Below are 19,948 nucleotides of genomic sequence, written 5' to 3' on the forward strand. Positions count from 1 at the left end.
GAGAACGGATGGGCGAACCGGGGAGCGTGCGGGGCGCACCGGGAGGGCCACGATCATGTCGTGCGGGCGCCGCCGTGGCGGTGCAAAACAGGTCGCGCGTTCAGCGCTTGGCGCGCTGGCGGATCCGCGTGGTGAGCTCTTTGACGTGGTCGAACACCTCGCGTCGTTCGGCCATCTCGGCGCGAATCTTCTTCTCGGCGTACATGACCGTGGTGTGATCGCGCCCGAATGCCTGACCGATCTTCGGCAGGGACAGGTCGGTGAGTTCGCGGCACAGATACATCGCGATCTGGCGGGACTGTGCCAACGCACGCGTCTTGCCCGGCCCTCGCAGTTCGTCGACGCTGGTCTCGAAGTACTCCGCGGTGGCGGCCATGATGGCCGCGGTGCTGATCTGCATCGTGGTGGGGTCGGAGATGAGATCGCGCAGCACGATCTCGGCCAGCGACTTGTCGATGGGGGTCTTGTTCAGAGACGCGAACGCGGTGACCCTGATGAGTGCGCCCTCGAGCTCGCGGATGTTGCGCTCGATGCGGCTGGCGATCAACTCCAGGACATCACCGGGTACGTCGAGGCGGTCCATCTGAGCCTTCTTGCGCAGAATGGCGATCCGCGTCTCCAGCTCCGGCGGCTGGACATCGGTGATCAGGCCCCACTCGAAGCGGGTGCGCAGCCGGTCCTCGAGGGTGGCCAGCTGCTTCGGCGGCCGGTCGGAGGAGATGACGATCTGCTTGTTCGCGTTGTGCAGGGTGTTGAACGTGTGGAAGAACTCTTCCTGGATCCCGTCTTTGCCCTCGATGAACTGGATGTCGTCGACAAGCAGGACATCGATGTCGCGGTAGGTGCGTTTGAACGACGCCCGACGGTCATCGCGCAGCGAGTTGATGAAGTCGTTGGTGAATTCCTCGGTCGAGACGTACTTGACCCGCATCCCCGGGAACAGCCGCTGGGCGTAATTGCCGGCCGCGTGCAGGAGGTGGGTCTTACCCAGACCGGACTCTCCCCAGATGAACAGCGGGTTGTAGGCCCGGGCGGGCGCTTCGGCGATCGCCAGCGACGCCGCGTGGGCGAAGCGGTTGGATGCGCCGATGACGAACGTGTCGAAGGTGTAGCGCCGGTTGAGGGTGACACCAGAGGCGTCGTCGCCGGCCGAGTTCGCCGCGCGGTTGGCGAAATACGACGGCCAGTTCTCCTCGGCGCTGGCGCGTGCGGCCAGGTCGTCGTCGACATCGTCGTCGCTGTCGTCGAAGGACGTGCCGTCCGCACCGTCGCCGGTCATGGTTTCGGGATCGAGCGCGGTCATGGTCGACGCCGCGCTGGTCCGCCCGTTGTGTCCGTCTCGACCAGGCTCGTCGGCGGACGCGGTGGCGGGATCGGCGATCCGGACGCCGAGTTCGACGCGCTGACCCAGTTGGCGACTGAGCGCGGCCACGATCGGTTCGCGGAGGTGTCGTTCGATCTCGTTCTGGACGAACGGCGTGGGCACCGACAGCAGGGCGAACCCCTCGGTCAGCACCAGCGGCTGCACGAGCTTGAGCCAGGCGCGCTGTTGCGGGGTCAGCGTGCGACCACCCGCGCCCGGTGAGCCGTTCAGCTCGGTGACGACGTTGTTCCAGATGGTGACGAAGGGGGGGTCGGGGTCAGCGCTCACAGACACTTAACCCCCTCGGGGCCGACGCGAGGGTCGACCTGACGAACGACGACGAATTGTCCACAAAGTTATCCACAGACTGTGGATAGGGGACGCCCGTCGTCGTTGTGTTGTCTACCGGCGCGAACGCTCCACACCGGAGCGCGTCACAGATGATCATCCAGTGGGCTCGCGGCGGAGGAGGCGTCCTCGCTTCGTTGTCGTTCGCCGATCCGTTGTGGAATCGGCATTGCCAGAAGCTAACAGTTTTCTCTCCGAGTGCCAACAGTTCTGCAACATTCCGAGGGCCGTGAACGTGTCGACGTCGGGTGCGGAGATCGCCACTGGCCCAATAGTTCCAGACAAGCGTGACAGGTGGGTCCGGTGTGATGACGGTGACAGTGATCGGGGCGCTGACCGTAGGTTTGACCGAGCGAAATCTCGTCAGTACCCTCGAACAGTCGCCCGCAAGTGGTGATACGGCTGCGACCCGGTGCCACCGGGGACCGCGCCGGCAAGAGTGACGAGCTTACCAACGGCCGTCCGCGTCGCGCTTGGCATGACCGACATCATGCGGGCTGGCGCGTGGCGGTCAAACGCAACAAGGAGTGACTGACGTGGCCAAGGGCAAGCGGACCTTTCAGCCCAACAACCGTCGCCGCGCGCGCGTGCACGGGTTCCGGCTGCGGATGCGCACCCGCGCCGGGCGGGCCATCGTCTCGGATCGGCGCCGCAAGGGCCGTCGCTCGCTGACTGCGTGATCCGGTCCAAGGTCTGACGCGGTGCTTCCGGCTCGGAACCGGATGACGCGGTCGGCCGAGTTCGGTGCCACAGTCAGTCAGGGGATCCGGGCCGCTCAGCCCGACCTCGTCGTATACCGGTTGCGTTCTGACCAGACCGGTGACCCCGGACCGCGGATCGGCCTGGTCGTCTCCAAAGCGGTGGGTAATGCGGTGCAACGTCACCGGGTGTCCCGGCAGCTGCGCCATGCGGCGCGCACCGTCATCGATGAGCTGACCCCTGCGGACCGCATAGTCATCCGGGCACTGCCCGGCAGTCGGCACGCGTTGTCGCTTCGGCTCGAACAGGAACTGCGCGCCGCGCTCGCACGGATCTCGGCCCGAGCGGGGGCCGGCGCATGAGCGTGCGATCGGCGCCGGTGCGCGCGCTGGTCTTTCTCATCCAGCTCTACCGCCACACCATCTCTCCGCTGCGACTGCCGACCTGTCGGTTCACCCCCACCTGCAGCCAGTACGCCGTCGATGCGTTGAGCGAGTACGGCTTGCTGCGCGGCGGATGGCTGGCCCTGGTGCGACTGGGGAAGTGCGGTCCATGGCATAACGGAGGATGGGACCCGATCCCGGAGCGGGACGGGCAACCGGACAACCACAGTGAGGCCGCCGACCCGTACGGCGAAGGCGTCACCGAACACCGGGTCAGCCCGGACCACCAAGGGAAGAGTCAGCCGCGTGTTTAATTTCTTCAGCCTCGACATCATCTACTACCCGGTGTCGGGGATCATGTGGGTCTGGTACAAGGTCTTCGCCTTCCTTCTGGGTCCCACGAACTTCTTCGCGTGGGCGCTGTCCGTGATGTTCCTGGTGTTCACGCTGCGCGCGATTCTGTACAAGCCGTTCGTCCGGCAGATCCGCACCACCCGGCAGATGCAGGAGCTGCAACCCCAGATCAAGGCGCTGCAGAAGAAGTACGGCAAGGATCGCCAGCGGATGGCGCTGGAGATGCAGAAGCTGCAGCGCGAGCACGGGTTCAACCCGATCCTGGGTTGTCTGCCGATGCTTGCTCAGATCCCGGTGTTCCTGGGCCTCTATCACGTTCTGCGGTCGTTCAACCGGACCGGCGGCATCGGGTTCGGTCATCTCAACCTGAGTGTCGAGGAGAACGCGCAACTCGCGAACTACTTCTTCAGCGCCGAGGATGTCCGCCACTTCCTGGACGCCAATCTGTTCGGGGCACCGCTCGGGGCCTACATGACCCAGTCTGCGGGTCTGGAGGCATTCACCGAATTCAACCGGACTGCGGTGATCGCGGTGGGTGTGCCGATCATGATCGCGGCCGGTATCGCCACCTACTTCAACAGCCGCGCCTCGGTCGCGAGGCAGAGCCCGGAGGCGGCCGCCAATCCACAGACCGCGCTGATGAACAAGCTGGCGCTGTACGTCTTCCCTCTCGGTGTGGTGGTCGGTGGGCCGTTCCTGCCTCTGGCGATCATCCTGTACTGGTTCGCGAACAACATCTGGACCTTCGGTCAGCAGCACTACGTGTTCGGCAAGATCGAGAAGGAAGAAGAGCAGAAGAAGCTCGAGGCCATCGAGCGGCGGGCGGCCAACGCTCCGGCGCCGGGCGCCAAGCCTCGTAAGAAGAAGGCCGATTCGGCTGGTGTCGCCAACAGCGGTTCCGCCGCGGTCGACGGTACGGAACCCGAGAGCAACGGTGCGGCCAAGGCGGAATCGAACGAGAGTGCGCCCGCGACCAACACCGACTCCGCGGCCAAGTCTGCGGCGCGGAACGGGGCGGTGAACCGAACCCCGAAGCCGGGAGCCCGGCCGAAGAAACGGAAACGTTGACGCGCAGGCGAGCGCGAATGAGAAAGAGGTACGCATGACGAAGTTCGAGACCGCACCCGATGGCGGAGTCGCTGAAACAGTTCAGGATGGCGGAGCCGCCGAAACGGTTGAGGGTGGCGGCGCCACCGGAACCGCCGACACCGATCGTGGAGCCACGGACACAGCTGATGCCGGCGCCACGAGTGCGGCTGACGACAGTGACGGCGCGGCGGGGTCCGGGGACGCTGCGGGCGCCGACGGGGGAGACGAGATGGACGACCCGCTGGTGGCCGAAGGCGAGATCGCCGGTGACTATCTGGAAGAGCTGCTGGATCTCCTTGACTTCGATGGAGACATCGATCTGGACGTCGAAGGGGACCGCGCGGTCGTCAGCATCGACGGCGGGACCGACCTGACGAAGTTGGTCGGCCGTAAGGGCGAGGTGCTCGACGCGCTTCAGGAGCTGACTCGTCTGGCGGTGCACCAGAAGACCGGCGAGCGCAGTCGTCTGATGCTCGACATCGCGCAGTGGCGGCAGCGCCGGCGCGAGGAGCTGACGGCGTTGGGTGACAAGGTGGCGCGGCGCGTCCTGGAGACCGGGGAGCGGGAAGAGCTATCCCCGATGACTCCGTTCGAACGCAAGATCGTGCATGACGCCGTGGCCGCGGTCAGCGGCGTGCACAGCGAGAGCGAGGGTGTGGAGCCCTCCCGTCGCGTCGTCGTCCTGGTTGACTGACCCAGAGTTACATCCATGTAGTTCGTCCATCGCGCGTTCGGTCGGAGGATGTTTCACGTGAAACGTGCCGAGGTTGCGCCGCCGCCCGTCGCGGTGGACGCGGTGTTCGGTGCTGCCGCCGACGCGGCGGTGCGCTACGCCGAGATCCTGGCTGGAGCCGGAGTGGAGCGCGGATTGTTGGGTCCGCGTGAAGTGGCACGATTATGGGACCGTCACGTACTCAACAGCGCGGTGGTCGGCGAGATGCTCGAGTTCGGCGAGAAGGTGGCGGACATCGGGAGTGGAGCCGGCCTGCCCGGGATACCGTTGGCCCTGGCGCGGCCAGACGTGCGGGTCACGCTGATCGAACCGCTCCTGCGGCGGAGCGACTTTCTGCGGGAAGTCGTCGAGGAGCTCGGCATCGAATGTGTGGTGATTCGTGGCCGGGCCGAAGACAGGTCGGTTCGCGACGACGTGGGGGAGGTCGACGTCGTCGTGTCCCGCGCCGTGGCTTCCCTGGACAAGCTGACGCGCTGGAGTTGTCCTCTACTTCGCACCGGTGGCCGCATGCTGGCGATCAAGGGAGAGCGCGCCGAGGATGAGGTACGTGAGCACGCGCGGGCGATGGCGTCGCTCGGCATGACCGATGTGAAGGTGAAGAGATGTGGGGCGCAATACGTGGACCCGCCCGCAACCGTGGTCGTAGGGTTCCGGAGTATGACGCGAGGGAAGCAGCCGCCAGCGGGAAGGAACCCCAAGTGACGTCGATTCCCGGAGAGCCGACCGGCGCTCCGACGGATGTTTCACGTGAAACCTGGGACAGCCAGGACGTGGATACGCCGATCGGGGCGGAGGCCGAGCGCGCCGTCCGGATGATGCACGCGGCCCAGGGACAGCTGCCCCGGCCGGCCCGTCAGCGAGTGTTCACCATCGCCAATCAGAAGGGCGGCGTCGGGAAGACCACGACCGCGGTCAACATCGCATCGGCATTGGCGCTGCAAGGCATGCGCGTCCTGGTCATTGATCTCGATCCCCAGGGCAACGCCAGCACCGCGTTGGGCATCGAACATCGTCCCGGCACGGCCTCGTCGTACGAGGTGTTGCTCGGCGACATCGACGTCGGCGAGGCCGTCCAGCAGAGCCCGCACAATGAACGGCTGTTCTGCATCCCCGCCACCATCGATCTGGCCGGTGCCGAGATCGAGTTGGTGAGCATGGTCGCCCGGGAAGGGCGACTGCGCACCGCGCTGTCCGAACTCGAGCAGTACGACTTCGACTATGTGTTCATCGATTGCCCGCCGTCGCTGGGTCTGCTGACCATCAACGCCTTGGTCGCCGCACCGGAGGTCCTGATCCCCATTCAGTGCGAGTACTACGCGCTCGAGGGCGTGGGGCAGCTGCTTCGCAACATCGAGATGGTCAAGGCCCACCTGAACCCAGCTCTTGATGTCACCACCGTCGTCCTCACGATGTACGACGGGCGGACCAAGTTGGCGGACCAGGTCGCGATGGATGTTCGTGCACACTTCGGCGACAAGGTGCTGCAGACGGTGATTCCGCGCAGCGTGAAGGTGTCAGAGGCGCCGGGCTACGGAATGTCGATCATCGATTACGACCCAGGCTCGCGGGGAGCGATGAGCTACCTGGACGCCAGCCGGGAGTTGGCCTACCGAGGAGCGGGAGGGCAGACGCGGTGAGCGTCGAACGGCGTGGATCCTTGGTGAGGAGAAGGGGTAATCGATGAACAACCCGGCGCGTAAACGCAGCGGGCTCGGCCGCGGGCTGGCGTCACTGATCCCGACGGGCCCGGCGGAAGACGGTGAACCGTCGACCTTCGGTCCGCGGATGGGATCGGCAGCTGCCGACGTGGTGCTCGGTGGACCGACCGTAGCACCGCAGCCGGAGGAGTCCAACCCGGCCGGTGCGGTTTATCGCGAGATCGATCCCGCGCAGATCGAGCCCAATCCGCGTCAGCCGCGCCAGGTGTTCGACGAGGAGTCACTCGCTGAGCTGGTGCACTCCATCCGCGAGTTCGGATTGATGCAGCCGATCGTCGTGCGGGCCGCCCCGGCGACTCAGGACGATGCAACCGGAGCCCCGCGCTATCAGCTGGTGATGGGGGAGCGCCGTTGGCGTGCAGCCCAGGAAGCCGGCGTCGCGACGATTCCGGCGATTGTGCGGGAGACCGCCGACGACAGCATGCTGCGCGACGCGCTGCTGGAGAACATCCACCGCGTCCAGCTGAACCCCCTGGAAGAGGCCGCCGCGTATCAACAGTTGCTCGACGAGTTCGGCGTCACCCACGATGAACTCGCGTCGCGGATCGGACGGTCCCGGCCGCTGATCACGAACATGATCCGGCTGCTGCGGCTGCCCATCGCCGTGCAGCGCCGTGTCGCCGCCGGCGTTCTGTCCGCTGGGCATGCGCGGGCGCTGCTGTCGCTCGAAGGCGGTCCGGAGGTGCAGGAGGAGCTCGCCGCCCGGATCGTTGCCGAGGGTCTGTCGGTGCGTGCCACCGAGGAAGCCGTGACACTGGCGAACCGGGATGGGAATGCACCGCCCTCCGCACCGCGACGTAAGCCGATCCAGATGCCGGGTCTGCAGGATGTCGCCGAACAGCTGTCGTCGGCCTTCGACACCCGGGTGACGGTGAGCCTGGGTAAGCGCAAGGGCAAGATCGTGGTCGAATTCGGTTCGGTCGACGATCTGCAACGCATTGTCGACTTGATGAACGCGTCGTCGCGATGACCTACCACCCGTGCGAATTACGTCACTGTGACACAGCCCGGCGAACGGGACCGACGCATCGCGCGGTGCGCGGCAAACGCATTGCCGGTCAACACAATTGGATTCAGGCCACGCGCAACGGCCCGAATCCGGGCCGCCGCGGCTCCCTGCGGTCGGCGCCTTCTATCCTGGAGTGGCAACAGTCCATTTCGGAACGGCGACAAGACCCGGGGGTGTAGTGGCCGCTCGCATCACGCCTCTTCGGCTCGAAGCTTTCGAGCAGTTGCCGAAGCATGCACGGCGTTGCGTGTACTGGGAGGTCGACCCGCTCACCGTCGGTGCGGAGGGCCAGCTGTCGGACCCCGAGTTCGAGAAGGAAGCGTGGCTGTCGATGGTCATGCTCGAATGGGGTTCGTGCGGGCAGTTGGCCGTCGACATCCAGGAGGTCGCCGTCGGCGAGGATCCCGCACCCGACACCGGTGATGAGCCATGCCTGGGGTACGTCTTCTACGCCCCGCCGCGGTCGGTGCCGCGGGCTGGACGCTTTCCCACCGGCCCGGTGAGTGCCGATGCGGTGTTACTGACATCGCTGGGAATCGACCCCGGCGAGGCGGCGCAGGAGTTGTCCCGCACGCTGATCGCCGCCGTGGTCGCAGACCTGGTGCGGCGCGGTGTCCGCGCGCTGGAGGCCTTCGGGCGGACTGCGGAGGTCGCCGCGCTGAGCGATCCCGCCCAGCGGCCGGCCGATGTCGTCCCGGTGATGGAAGCGCTGGGGGACTGCTCGGTGGAGCAATGCGTGCTCGACAGCGATCTGCTGCTCGACGCCGGTTTCGTCGTCGTGTCTCACCACACCTATTTCCCCCGGCTGCGTTTGGAGCTCGAGCAGGGCCTCGGCTGGAAGGCCGACGTGGAGGCAGCGCTGGAGCGACTGCTGCAGAGCGCCCAACTGCAAATGGTCGGCTCGGGGTCGTCGTCCGTGGAGTTCGCCTGACCCGAACCGGGCGCGAGAGCTCGTGAGGACAAGCGACGGTCGGGTAGGCATCGTGATCCGCCGGGCCCGAGAATTCGCGGCGTCAGGATCGGCGCCTGGGCGAGAAGGAAAACCGGGGCAGTGAGACATCCGGGCGCCGAAAAACGTTGCGGCTCAAGCGATCGGTCCCGCAGACGGGTGGGCACCGGCGCGAGCGGTCAGCCCTGGCGGGCCTGTTCCACGGACAATTCGTGGGCCAGCAACTCGGCGAAGGTGAACGTGCCGGTGGGACGGTCGTTCTTGCCGAGCAGATAGAGCCGCTTCACCGCGGCGAGGATGCCCTCGGCGAGGGAATCACGCGACTCGGCGGACACCAGCGTGGCGCGGTCGCCGGGATTGGTGACGTACCCGACGTCGACCTGGACGGTCGGCATCCGGGTCAACCGGAGCAGATCCCAGGTCCGGCCGTGTACGCGGCAGTCGCGTAATCCGGTGCGGGCCACGACCTCTCGCTGGATGAAATCGGCGAGGTTACGTCCGATCGTGGACACCGAGCCGTGTGAGTTGCCGAAATGGAAGGACGCCACGCCGTTGGCCGCCGGACTGGGTTGGGTCGCGCAGCGCAGGCTGATCATCAGATCGGCGCCGACGGTGTTGGCGGTGCCGGCGCGCTCGGCGTCAGTGGGGGAGCGGTGGGCCGGACGGGACAGAAACGTCTCCATGCCGATCGCGGTCATCCGGCCTTCGAGGCGACTGGCCAAGTCCCACAGGATGTCTGCTTCGCTGATGGGGCCGGCGGGCCCGTTCATGATGAGCCCGTGGTCGTCGCCGCCGCGCCCCGGATCGATGATGATCCGCTTGCCGGACAGGCGGGGCCCGGAGCTGCGCACCAGCTCCTCCTCGCGGATGGCGTGTGGTGAACCACCGGTCACCCGCGAGCCCAGGAAGTACAGGGACCGCAACGTTTCCGGGCCGCAGATGCCGTCGGGATACAACCCGTACTCACGTTGATACGACGACAGCGCATTGTGCGTCTGCAGACCGAAGTGGCCGTCCACCAAGCCGGTGTAGAACCCGAGATCCTGCAGGCGTGCCTGCAACGTCGCCACGTCGTCGCCGTACATCGGTGCGCCGAACTGGTGGTTGAGGGTGCGGGCACCGAGACGGTAGGAGGCCTCTTTGAGGGCGCGGTAGGTGGCTTCACCGACGATGCCGTCCACCAGCAGACCGCGATGCTGCTGGAACGCGCGCACGGAGTGGTCGAGGTCATCGTCGAAGACGTCGACCGCGACGTGCCTGCCGGTGGTGAGATCGTCGTCGGGATTGTCGATCATGCCCAGGGCCGCCAACGCGGCCCGGATCTCGGTGACCGCACCCCCGCGGTCACCGCGACGCAAGCTCGACATAGCCGTCATTGTCTCAGAAGAGCAGCGCAATCCGGAAAACGTCGGCGCGTTGTTCCGGCCCGCGGCGGCGGCCGCCGCCGCAGCTGAGTCCGCTGTCAGACCAGGTCAGCGAGTTCGCGCAGCAGCGCGGCCTTGCCCTTGGCGCCGACGATGCGCTTGACCGGCTCGCCGTCCTTGAACAAGATCATCGTCGGGATCGATACCACCTGGAAGTCCCTCGCGGTGGCCGGGTTCTCGTCGACGTCGAGCTTGGCGACCGTCAGTGAGCCCGCCTTCTCCGAGGCGATCTCCTCCAGGACCGGGGCGACCATCTTGCACGGTCCGCACCAGGTGGCCCAGAAGTCGACCAGGACCGGTGTGCTCGAGGACAGCACGTCCTGGGAGAACGAGTCGTCGGTCACCGCTACGGTGGCTGCCTCCGTGCCGGAATCGGTCATTGCTGTGCTCCTATCAGGTCGCTGCCGTCGGCGGTGGTCGGGGTGGGGGGAGCGGTTGGGGTCTCGTCGTGGTCGGCCAGCCAGCGTTCGGCGTCGATCGAGGCCGAACATCCGGTGCCGGCCGCGGTGATGGCCTGCCGGTAGGTGTGATCCACCAGGTCACCAGCGGCGAACACGCCGTCCACCGAGGTGTAGGTGGTCCGTCCGCGGGTCTTGACGTAACCCTCGTCGTCCAGGTCGATCTGGCCACGGACCAACTCGGAGCGCGGGTCGTGCCCGATGGCGACGAACACGCCGGTGACGGCCAGCTCGGACTCTTCGCCGGTGACGGTGTTGCGCAACCGGATGCCGCTGACCTTGGGGTCGCCCTCGATGGTGGTGACGGCCGTGTTGGTCAGGATGGTGATCTTGTCGTTGGCCTGGGCGCGTTCGAGCATGATCCGAGAGGCGCGGAACTCGTCGCGGCGGTGGATGAGGGTGACGCTGCGGGCGAACCGGGTCAGGAAGGTGGCCTCCTCCATGGCCGAGTCGCCGCCGCCGACCACGGCGATGTCCTGGTCGCGGAAGAAGAAGCCGTCGCAGGTGGCGCAGGTGCTGACCCCCATGCCGAGCAGGCTGTCCTCGCCCGGCACGCCGAGATGGCGGGCCGCGGCACCCATGGCCAGGATGACCGAGCGGGCGTGATGGGTTTCGTCGCCGACGGTGACGGTCTTGACCGGTCCGGTCAGATCGACCGCGTCGACATCTTCCATGCGCAGGTCGGCGCCGAAGCGCAGGGCCTGCTCACGCATCTGGTCCATGAGTTCGGGGCCCATGATGCCGTCTTTGAAGCCGGGGTAGTTCTCGACCTCGGTGGTGGTCATCAGCGCGCCGCCGAATTGGCTGCCCTCGAAGACCAGGGGCTTGAGCTGGGCGCGCGCGGCGTACACGGCGGCGGTGTAACCGGCCGGACCGGAGCCGATGACGATGACGTCATGGATGGTGGGTGAGGAGGTCATGCGAGCCTTTCTGCCTGCGGCACGGGTTCTAACAACAGGGTATGCCCGGGTGTTCCCGCGGACCTGCCCAGTGGGGGTGTCGGTGGGTTCACGGCAGGTCCAGACTCCGGCGTGCGAGCAGGCCGGAGTCGGCGGCACTGCAGGTGGAGGCGACGACGACGGCGGTGGCCCGGCCGGGGACGTCGTCGGGAAGAACCAGCAGCACGGCCGGACGGCCGGCGACCCGGTCGGTCCGCGCGCCGAGCACCGGTCCGCCGGGGGAGTGGCCTAGCCCGGCCAGGCAGGAGGCGAGCCGCCGCGGATCGGTCAACGGGCCCAGGTCGGCCGGCGCGGACAGCAGCGCGCGCAACTCGGTCTCGGGGACCGGGAAGTCGTCGGGCGCGGCGGTGATCTGCGAGGCGGTCGGTCCGGCCGGGAACGACGGACCCGGCTCGCGGGTGAGGGTCACGGCGCCGATCGCGACCGCCGCGGTGGCGGCCAGCAGCCCGCCTCCGACCGCCACCCGCTGGGGACGGCTGAGGCTGGGCCGGGCGATGCGGTGTTCGGGCGTGCTGGACGCCGCACGCACTGCGGCACCGACCCGGGCGGTGACGTCGGGCGGCGGGTCGGGCGCGCCGGACGGATCGCTGCCGAGCCGGGCCAGCTCACCCCGCACCGCGTCGAGGTGGGCGAGGGTGCGCGTGGCTTCGGGATCGTCGCAGGCGCGGCGCCGGATGCGGGCTGCGGTGGCGTCGTCGAGCAGTCCGGCCTGCAGGTCGGCCAGCACCGCGGCGGTGAGTTCGGGCGGATCGGTGCCGGGGTCACGGCCCGCGTGACCGTCCATGGCTGCCCCCGGCTGCTCGTCGACTCCTGCGAACCGTTCGAGGCTAACCGACCGCGGTCACCCGGCGGGGGCACCGGCGGCCAGCCCGTCCAGCGCGCCCGCCAGTTTGGCGCGGGCCCGTGAGCAGCGGCTCTTCACCGTGCCCTCGGGCACACCCAGGATCAGCGCCGTCTCGGCGACCGTGTAGCCCTGCATGTCGACCGCGACGACCGCGGCTCGCTGCTCGACAGGCAGGCCCAGCAGCGCGCGCTCGACGACGAGAGCGGTGACGAGCCGACCGGTCGGGTCGGTAGCCGGACCGGCGTGCTCCTCGAGTACCTCGCACGAATGCACCCGGTTGCGCCGCAGCCGGTCCAGGCAGGCGTTGACGACGATGCGATACAGCCAGCTGCTGACCGTGGAGTCGTGGCGGAACCGGTGCGCGGATCGGTGCGCGGCGAGCATGGCGTCCTGCAGCGCGTCGGCGGCGTCGTCGGGGTTGCGGCTGGTCAGCGTCGCCAACCGGTAGAGCTGCCGATGGTGGCGGTGGAACAGCTCCTCGAATGCGTATCGGTCGCCGCGGACGTGCGCGTCGAGCAACTCGGCGTCACTGAGCAGTTCAACGTCACTGAGCGGTTCGACGTCACCGAGCGGTTCAACGTCACCGAGCAGCCGTTCCCTGCGATGTGCACGTGCCCCGAAGATCCCCACAGCCGAACACTAAGGGCAGCGACAGGGGGTGTCGGACACCAGTTTCCGGCGTCCACGCTCATCTGCGCCGACCCCGGTGCGGTGCTGGGGATGGACCCGGTCAGGACGCCGCGCGCAGCGTGATCTCGGCGATGTCGGAGCGGCTCCCCCCGCCGACGTTTCCGAGCTTGGTGATCCACACCAGCACGTGTGACGTCGGTGCCGCGTCCTCGACGTCGATGGTGTTGGACCCCGGTCGAAGCGCAGTGGGCTGGGTCAGTGCGGTGGTGTCGTCCAGCGAGGACGGGGTGGCGGTGGACGACGAGCGGATCTGCACGGACGTGCCGGTGCTGTTGAGGTTGATCGTCACCGATCCCAGCGTCGCCGGCTCCGGCAGCTGCAGCATCAGGCCCAACCCGTTCTTGAAGTTCGGGAACGGCTCCGGGTCGCTGTAGGTGTCGGTGGGCCACACCGTGCTCGGGTCGCCGTCGATGGCGAGCTCGGCCAGATCGGGCGCGTCGGCCTCACCTTCGGGGGAGAACACGGTCACCGAGCTGGGTTCGATCACCTGCCCGGCGGTCTGCGGCTCACTGGTCTGTTCCGAGGATTCGGTGGGCGAGTTCAGGCCGAGTTCGTCGCCGCCCAGACCGTCGTCGACGTCGCCGAAGATGTTGCTGAGCACCGTGCCCATCAGCACCACGAACAACACGAGCACGGCAGCGCCGACGCTCAGGCCGATGATCAGGCCCTTGCGGCGTCGCGCTTCGGCCTCGGGGTCCGGCTCGGGCTTCCAGTCCTCGGCGGCGGGTTCGGGCGCGGCCTCGACGGGGGCGAGGTGGTCGGTGCGGTCGGCGACCGCGGTGGCCTGCTGCAGCAGGTTCAGCAGGGTGCCGGCGCTGCGGATCGCCCCGCCGTCCTGGACGGCCCGGATGGCCGCGGCCGAGATCTGGAACGGGATGTCGCGGTCCACCGTCTTGGGTTCGACGGGCTGGCCCGCGGCGTCGCGGTCGGCCTGCGCCAAGCCGCTGGGCTCACCGCGTTCGGGCAGTGGCCAGCGGTTGACCAGCAGGGCGTACAGCGCGGCGCCGATCCCGCGGATGTCGTTCTCGGGGGTGGCGTCGGGCAGCGTCGCCGGAAACGCCAGCGCGACGTCGCCGTCGATGCTGACCCGGATCCGGCTGGGGTGATCCACCGACAACGCGACGCCCTGCCGGTGCGCGACGTCGGCGGCCGCGGCCAGGGACTGCACGGCCCGGGCACCGCCGATCGGGGAGGGCGCGGTGTCGGCGACCTCGACCAGCGATCCGCCCCGGATCCACTCCGAGACGACCAGGCCTCCGGAGCCGCTGCTGACGACGTCGAGGACACGCGCCACACCGGGCATGTCGATGCGTCCGAGTCGCTGGGTGCGGGACAGGATCTCCTGCACCTCGTGGTCGGGCATCGTGCCGTCGGGGTCGACGAACGTCAGGGCGACCTGTCGGTCCAGCGCGGTGTCCAGGGCCTGCCAGAACTGCAGGTTGGCGGGTCCGCCGTGAGAAACCAGCAGCCGGTAGCGGCCGGCGGCGATCGTCGCGCCGGGAATGAGGTGGACGTCGTCGCCGGACAACGGCGTCTCGACGGTCTGTTCGCGCGGGGATTCGAACGCCACCGGTTCGCGGGTCGGGTCACCGGCGTAGTCGTTCGCGGGCCGGCGACCCTCCGATGCCGACACCGGATCGGGCTTCGCGGCGGCGGGCACGTCCGGCTGGAAGTCGTCGGCCGCGGGACCGGTCGGCCGGGAGAGACGAGTGGTTTCAGGGCTGTCCGCGGAATCGTGATCGGCCGGAGAACCGTTTGCGGGTCTGTCGCTCACCGCGGATCCTCTCCCCCTCCTCCAGTCGTCGGCGACGTCGGCCGAAGGTCCGCGCTGCACCGGATCGGGCTGCTGGTGGCGGTGCGGCGAGGACGAACTCTTGCGATCAGGGTACGTGAGGGACCGCCCGGATCGTGGCGGGACGGACGGTAGAGCGCGGGCAGGCGGGGTTGCCCGGCGGGATCCGAGGCGGCGGCGCACCAGCGCCAGTGCGGCCTCGGCCTCGGGTACCCGGGCCGCGAGCAGCACCCCGACGATGACGGGCACCATGATCAGGCCCAGGACGGTCAACCGCAGCAGGGAACCCCCGCCGCCCCACTGATCGGTCAGCACCTCCAGACCGAGCACGCGATCGGCGATGTGTGCGAGCAGGCCCGCGCCCAACGACGCGGTGACGGTGACCAGGATGGTTCGGACCACGTCGAGGCTGAGCAGGTGCCCGTCCGGTGGATTCAGCCGTGACCGCAGCAAAAAGTGGCCGACCGCGGCCCCGGCGAGGAAGCCCAGCCCGTTGGCCAGACCCAGGTAGCCGGCGACCAGCTTCGGGTCGTCGGTCAGGTGCGGCGCCGCCACCGACGCCGCGATCTTCACCGCGGTGATGACGACGATCAGCACTATCGGCGTCCACGGCTCCTCGCGGGCGTAGAAGACCCGCAGCTGCAACAGCAGCAGGGTGTAGGGGATCAGCGTGAACGCCGACAGGGAGATGGCGACGCCGAGGTAGCCGGCGTCGGCTGCCCCGAAGTTCCCGTAGGAGAACAGGGCGCTGCCGATCGCGGGCCCGCCGACGGTCATCATCGCGACGATCGGGATCAGCGTGACCATCGTCAGCCGTGTGGCCAGCGACAGGTCGGCCAGCACTGCGGGGCCGTTCTCGGCGGCCGCGTTGCGGGACAGCCGAGGCATCACCACGGTCAGCACGGTGACGCCGATGATGCCGAACGGCAGCTGCAGGATCAGCCACGTGTAGTTGTAGATCGCCGGCCCCGAATCGGCTGCGCCGGCAGCGATCCGGTTGCCCACCACCAGACCTGCCTGGCTGATGAGCACATAGAGCACCATCGCCAGCGCCATCATCCCGAACTTCTTGAGCCGGTCGTCGATACCCCACAGCGGCCGCATGCTGACGTGGCGGGCGCGCAGCGCCACGAACACCACGGCGGCCTGTGTGATCACACCCAGCGTCGTACCGATGCCGAGCACCAGCAGTTTGGCGGTGCCCATCGCGACCGGGTCGACGGACAGCTCGCCCGGGACGAGCGCGAACAGCCCGAGCGTGACCAGGGCGACCATGTTGTTGACCACCGGCGCCCAGGCCGGCGGCCCGAACACGTTGCGGGTGTTGAGGATCGCCATGAACACCGATGACAGCCCGTAGAAGATGATCTGCGGCAGCAGCAGATACGCGAACGCGGTGGTGAGCGGGCGGTTGACCTCCGGGTCCGACCCCAGCATCAGGTTCACCAGCTGCGGCGCCGCCACGATCGAGACGGCGGTGACGGCCAGCAGCAGCGTCGTGGCCAGCGTGAGGAGGCGGCGCACGAACGCCGCTCCGCCGTCGGGGTCGTCGCGTTCGGCGCGGGCGAGCACGGGCACGAAGATGGCGGTGAACGTGGCCTCCAGCACCAGCGCCGCGATCAGGTTGGGCAGCTGGTTGGCGACGGTGAAGGCACTGAGCAGCGGCCCGCCGAGCAGGATGGCCAGCAGCACCATCCGGGCGAACCCGGTGAGCCGGCTGACCAGCGTGGCGATCGCCATCCCCCAGGAGCGCGACACGACCGCCGAATCGGACAGCTCGGGGCGCGGCGCGGGACCGTTCGCGGTGCGCCGTACCGAATCACTCACCGGTGCCACCGGTGGTCGTCGAGGTGCGTCGCCCGCGGGAACCGTCGGGACCGCGGGTGGCCCGGTCCGCCCTGTCCCCGGTCTCGTGGCCGTCGTCGCTGTCGTCCCATGCCAGCGCGACCTCGATCGGGTCCGGGCGGTCCAGGTCCGCGCGGTCGGGCTGACCGCGGAACCGGTGCCACAGTCGCCGGCCCACCAGCAGCACCAGTACCACCCCGCCGGTCAGCGTGATGAAGAACAGCACCTTGCCGTAGGCGTTGGAGTGCACCGACAACCGCACCGGTTCACCGAGTGGCAGACCGTCGGCGGTGCGTAGCGCGACGTCGACTGCCACCCGTTGGGTGAAGTGCACCTCGATCGGCACCTTCAGCGGCAGGAATCCCGGCGGCAGCACGATCTCGCCCATGTCGGTCACCGTCATGCCCGGCGGTGCGTCGATGTCGAGCCGGACCCGGATCGGCACGGGCAGGTCGTTGCGCAGCGCCAGCGGCAGCGGGCTGCGCTCGGTGGCCAGCGTGTAGGAGCCGCTCGGATTGACGATGGTGACGGCGTTGAACAGGTCCTCGACGGTGCGCCCGACAGTGGTGAGTCGCTGCTGGGCCAGACCGTTGCGGGCGTCGGGCGGCACGGACTGACTCAGCGCCCGCAACAGATCCTCGCGCAGCGGATCGGTGTAGCTGAACCCGGTGAGGCCGGTGCGCTCATCGGTGGTCAACGCGGAGGTCAGCCCCCACAACCGGCCCGTCACGGCGGCGATTCCGGAGATCACGCCGTCGTCGAAGCGGCCTCGCGGATTGCCCGGCACTCCGCGCGGCAGCGGGGCCGTCTCCGTCGTCGCGACCGCGTCGGCGATGACCTCGGGCAGCGGGCGCGGCTCGGCGAGACCGGAGCGGATGCTGCTGGCGAGGGCGGTGAGGATCGCCTGGGCGTCGTCGGCGCTGAGATTCCACACCAGCGGCGGCATCAGGATCTGCTCGCGCGGCGCCAGGTCGGGATTGAGTGAGCGCCACAGCAGGGCGCCGAGCGCGTCCTGGCGGCGGGCCACGGCGGAATCCTGTTTGAGCGGGATGTCCAGCGACGGTTCCAGATAAGTCGGTGTCTCCGGGTTGGTGCCTGCGCCGCCGAGCGCCGCCCCGACGGCGGGGTCGAACAGCGCCGCGGTGACACCGGGGGTGAACCGCACCGGCACCGCGTCGGCGGTGGCGGGGGTGTCGTCCACGGCATCTCCGGGGCCGGCCAGTGGCGCGGCCCCGATGGCGACGGTCCCGGCGGGACCGTAGACGTCGGACAACAGGCGCACCGCGGGCGCGGTGACCGGGCCGTCGCCGATCAGCGTGGCGCCGCGGATCGCGGTGGTGCCGAGCAGGCGGTCGACGATGTCGGCGCCGGTGGTGGTCGCGATGGTCGACAGGCCCGGGTCGCCCACCCGCCGCAGCGCGTCGAGGTCGGCCTGGGCGTACACCGTAGGCGCGACGCACATGCGCTGGGCCAATGTCGTCAGTCGGGCGAGCCAGTCTGTGGCGGCCTGCTGGCCGGTGCCCGGATGCGTCGGGGTGCCCGCGCCGGCGTCGGCGGCGTCGTTGACGACGTAGCCGCCCGTCATGGCGCTGACGGTGACCAGGAGATCGGGATCCACCGCCAGGCACAGCGCGCGGGTCACCTCGCCGGCGGGATCGACCTCCAGGCTGGTCGCGAACTCCACCGCCGACAGCATGGTGTCCAGCCGTCCACCGGGGGCCAGCGACGTCGCGAGCTCGTCGTCGATGAGCCGAACCGGAGCAGTGCCGCCGGGCTGTCCGGCGGCCAGCCGGGGCCGGTCGGCCAGCGGCCAGAACATCGTCAGGCCCACCGGGCGGGTGGTGTCCGGCGGTATCGCCGACTCCAGCGTGTTCGCCCCGGACCGTTCGGCCCCGGCCTCGGGCGGTACGCCCATGACCGGCAGCAGGAAGCGGGTGTCGTCGAGTCGGGCCGGCGCGCCGTAGTCGGGGGTGCCGTTGACGTTGACCAGGACCGGGTAGACGCCGGGGTCGTCGATGTCCAGCGACGCGTAGGTGGCGGACCGTACCGGGGCGGCCAGCCGGAACGGCACCTCCTGGCCGCGGGCCATCTCCGGGGCGACGGTGATGAAGTCCGACACCGGTTGGTACTGGTCGAGGTTGCCGGACAGATCCGTGCGCAGCGACGTCGAGGCCGTCACCGCCGGCGCGTGTTCGAGCCGGACCACCACATCGCGTACCGGCCGGTCACCGATGTTGCTGACGGTGCCGGTGACGGTCACCAGGGGTTCGCTGGTGGTCGTCATGACATCCGGGGTCACGGTGTCGATGGTCAGCCGCAGGAACTGGTCGGCCGCGGGCTGGGCGTGCGCAGCGACCGCTCCGGTGGGCGCCACGGCGAACGACAGCGCCAGGACCGCGGTGGCCAGCCGCAGCCATGCCCGGTGTGCCCGCCTCGTCACGGTCCTTGTCCGCAGCCGTTCGTCCGCCGGCCGTTCTGGGGTTGTGCGGTGGGGTCGGGTCGGTGTCTGCGGGTGTGCGAATGGGTCTGGCCGCGCCGGCGCGGGGTGGTCGTCGGCAACGGCGGCAACGCCTCGGGCCCCTCGGTGTGCAGGGTGTCGATCAGCTGGTCGGCGACCGCGGCCAGCCGCCGTTCGTCGGCGTAGGCCAGTTTGGCGGGCAGCTCGTGCAGCGGCACCCAGGCCACCTCGGTGACCTCGATGTCCTCGTCGGAGAGCTCACCGTCGAGAAACCTCATCAGGTAATGGTGCACGGTCTTGTGCACGCGTCGGCCCTCGGTGACGAACCAGTAGTCGATACTGCCCAGGGCGGCGAGCACGCTGCCCTGGATGCCGGTTTCCTCGGCGACCTCGCGGATCGCGGTCTGTTCGGCCGTCTCACCCATCTCGATGTGGCCCTTGGGCAGCGACCACAGCATGCGGCCGCGACGGTCGACGCGCCCGATCAGCGCGGCGACCTGGCGGTCCTTGGGCCCGTCGATCCCGTCAATCACCAGCCCGCCGGCCGACGTCTCGTGCACGGTGCGCAGCCGGTCCGGGGGTCGGCGGGGCCGCGATTTCTGGGCTTTGGGGGAGGGGGTGGCGTTCTGGCCGGAAGCGTTGGGCGCGTTCTGCTTCCCGCCGGCGGTCCGGCCGTTGTCGGGCGCCTGGCTACCGGGTTCGGGCGGACCTGCCGCGCGTCGGCCGCGGCGCCGACCTCGGCGCCGTCTGGGTTTGGGTTGCTCCCCGTCCGACACCCAAGCGATAGTAGCTGCCGTCAACGGTGCTTCCCGCCGCACTCGCCGGTCGGTGAT

18 protein-coding genes are annotated in these 19,948 nt (G+C 68.9%); 9 read left to right on the top strand and 9 right to left on the bottom strand.

Translation table 11 applies throughout. From position 1 onward, the window contains the following. Positions 1–100: 100 nt before the first annotated feature. Entirely contained in the window at positions 101–1,651 is a 1,551-nt protein-coding gene (gene dnaA / locus ACEWX3_RS00005; protein ID WP_207067945.1) for a chromosomal replication initiator protein DnaA, read from the bottom strand. Between the two features lie 596 nt (positions 1,652–2,247). Here dnaA and rpmH point away from each other — a divergent pair. The 9 genes from rpmH to ACEWX3_RS00050 all read left to right on the top strand — a co-directional run bounded on the left by rpmH (position 2,248) and on the right by ACEWX3_RS00050 (position 8,627). Continuing rightward, positions 2,248–2,391 carry a 50S ribosomal protein L34 gene (gene rpmH, locus ACEWX3_RS00010; protein WP_014818477.1) on the top strand — a complete coding sequence of 48 codons (144 nt, stop codon included), beginning with the start codon at positions 2,248–2,250 and terminating at the stop codon, positions 2,389–2,391. A gap of 21 nt (positions 2,392–2,412) precedes the next feature. After that, positions 2,413–2,772: a ribonuclease P protein component gene (gene rnpA, locus ACEWX3_RS00015; RefSeq protein ID WP_374158356.1), complete on the top strand. Its 360-nt coding sequence runs from the start codon at positions 2,413–2,415 to the stop codon at positions 2,770–2,772. Beyond that, the gene (gene yidD, locus ACEWX3_RS00020) at positions 2,769–3,107 is read left to right on the top strand and encodes a membrane protein insertion efficiency factor YidD (protein WP_207067947.1); all 339 of its coding nucleotides are present in this window, start codon (positions 2,769–2,771) and stop codon (positions 3,105–3,107) included. The genes rnpA and yidD overlap by 4 nt, the downstream gene beginning before the upstream one ends. Before the next feature lie 43 nt (positions 3,108–3,150). Beyond that, positions 3,151–4,215 (top strand): membrane protein insertase YidC, encoded by a 1,065-nt coding sequence (gene yidC, locus ACEWX3_RS00025; protein ID WP_374159976.1) that lies wholly within the window; start codon positions 3,151–3,153, stop codon positions 4,213–4,215. A gap of 34 nt (positions 4,216–4,249) precedes the next feature. Next, positions 4,250–4,930, top strand: coding sequence for a protein jag (locus ACEWX3_RS00030; RefSeq protein ID WP_374158357.1), 681 nt, complete (start codon positions 4,250–4,252; stop codon positions 4,928–4,930). Between the two features lie 57 nt (positions 4,931–4,987). Continuing rightward, a complete protein-coding gene (rsmG, locus tag ACEWX3_RS00035) occupies positions 4,988–5,671 on the top strand; it encodes a 16S rRNA (guanine(527)-N(7))-methyltransferase RsmG (RefSeq protein WP_374158358.1) in 684 nt (227 codons plus the stop codon). Next, positions 5,572–6,606, top strand: a complete 1,035-nt coding sequence (locus ACEWX3_RS00040; RefSeq protein WP_239343468.1) for a ParA family protein — start codon at positions 5,572–5,574, stop codon at positions 6,604–6,606. The genes rsmG and ACEWX3_RS00040 overlap by 100 nt, the downstream gene beginning before the upstream one ends. A gap of 43 nt (positions 6,607–6,649) precedes the next feature. After that, complete coding sequence (locus ACEWX3_RS00045; protein ID WP_374158359.1) at positions 6,650–7,657, top strand: ParB/RepB/Spo0J family partition protein; 1,008 nt, start codon at positions 6,650–6,652, stop codon at positions 7,655–7,657. A 217-nt stretch (positions 7,658–7,874) separates the two neighbouring features. Then, a complete protein-coding gene (locus tag ACEWX3_RS00050) occupies positions 7,875–8,627 on the top strand; it encodes an acetyltransferase (RefSeq protein WP_207067952.1) in 753 nt (250 codons plus the stop codon). Positions 8,628–8,824: 197 nt separating this feature from the next. Here the strand turns inward: ACEWX3_RS00050 and ACEWX3_RS00055 are convergent, their stop codons facing one another. The 8 genes from ACEWX3_RS00055 to ACEWX3_RS00090 form a co-directional block, all read right to left on the bottom strand. Then, positions 8,825–10,012, bottom strand: coding sequence for an N-acetylmuramoyl-L-alanine amidase (locus ACEWX3_RS00055; protein ID WP_152519417.1), 1,188 nt, complete (start codon positions 10,010–10,012; stop codon positions 8,825–8,827). A gap of 95 nt (positions 10,013–10,107) precedes the next feature. After that, positions 10,108–10,449, bottom strand: coding sequence for a thioredoxin (trxA, locus tag ACEWX3_RS00060; protein ID WP_207067953.1), 342 nt, complete (start codon positions 10,447–10,449; stop codon positions 10,108–10,110). Then, positions 10,446–11,447 carry a thioredoxin-disulfide reductase gene (gene trxB, locus ACEWX3_RS00065; protein ID WP_374158360.1) on the bottom strand — a complete coding sequence of 334 codons (1,002 nt, stop codon included), beginning with the start codon at positions 11,445–11,447 and terminating at the stop codon, positions 10,446–10,448. Before trxB ends, trxA begins: the two co-directional genes overlap by 4 nt. An 88-nt stretch (positions 11,448–11,535) precedes the next feature. Continuing rightward, the gene (locus ACEWX3_RS00070; RefSeq protein WP_374158361.1) at positions 11,536–12,270 is read right to left on the bottom strand and encodes a hypothetical protein; all 735 of its coding nucleotides are present in this window, start codon (positions 12,268–12,270) and stop codon (positions 11,536–11,538) included. Between the two features lie 57 nt (positions 12,271–12,327). Beyond that, on the bottom strand, positions 12,328–12,867 hold the full coding sequence (gene sigM, locus ACEWX3_RS00075; RefSeq protein WP_374159977.1) for an RNA polymerase sigma factor SigM: 540 nt from the start codon (positions 12,865–12,867) through the stop codon (positions 12,328–12,330). A 193-nt stretch (positions 12,868–13,060) separates the two neighbouring features. Then, positions 13,061–16,552 carry a murein biosynthesis integral membrane protein MurJ gene (gene murJ, locus ACEWX3_RS00080; RefSeq protein WP_374159978.1) on the bottom strand — a complete coding sequence of 1,164 codons (3,492 nt, stop codon included), beginning with the start codon at positions 16,550–16,552 and terminating at the stop codon, positions 13,061–13,063. Positions 16,553–16,631: 79 nt separating this feature from the next. Then, positions 16,632–19,097, bottom strand: coding sequence for a DUF6049 family protein (locus ACEWX3_RS00085; protein WP_374158362.1), 2,466 nt, complete (start codon positions 19,095–19,097; stop codon positions 16,632–16,634). Further along, positions 19,094–19,891, bottom strand: coding sequence for an NUDIX hydrolase (locus ACEWX3_RS00090; protein ID WP_374158363.1), 798 nt, complete (start codon positions 19,889–19,891; stop codon positions 19,094–19,096). The genes ACEWX3_RS00085 and ACEWX3_RS00090 overlap by 4 nt, the downstream gene beginning before the upstream one ends. Between the last annotated feature and the right edge of the window lie 57 nt (positions 19,892–19,948).

It is taken from the genome of Mycobacterium sp. G7A2 (assembly GCF_041902445.1).
Taxonomy (GTDB): domain Bacteria; phylum Actinomycetota; class Actinomycetes; order Mycobacteriales; family Mycobacteriaceae; genus Mycobacterium.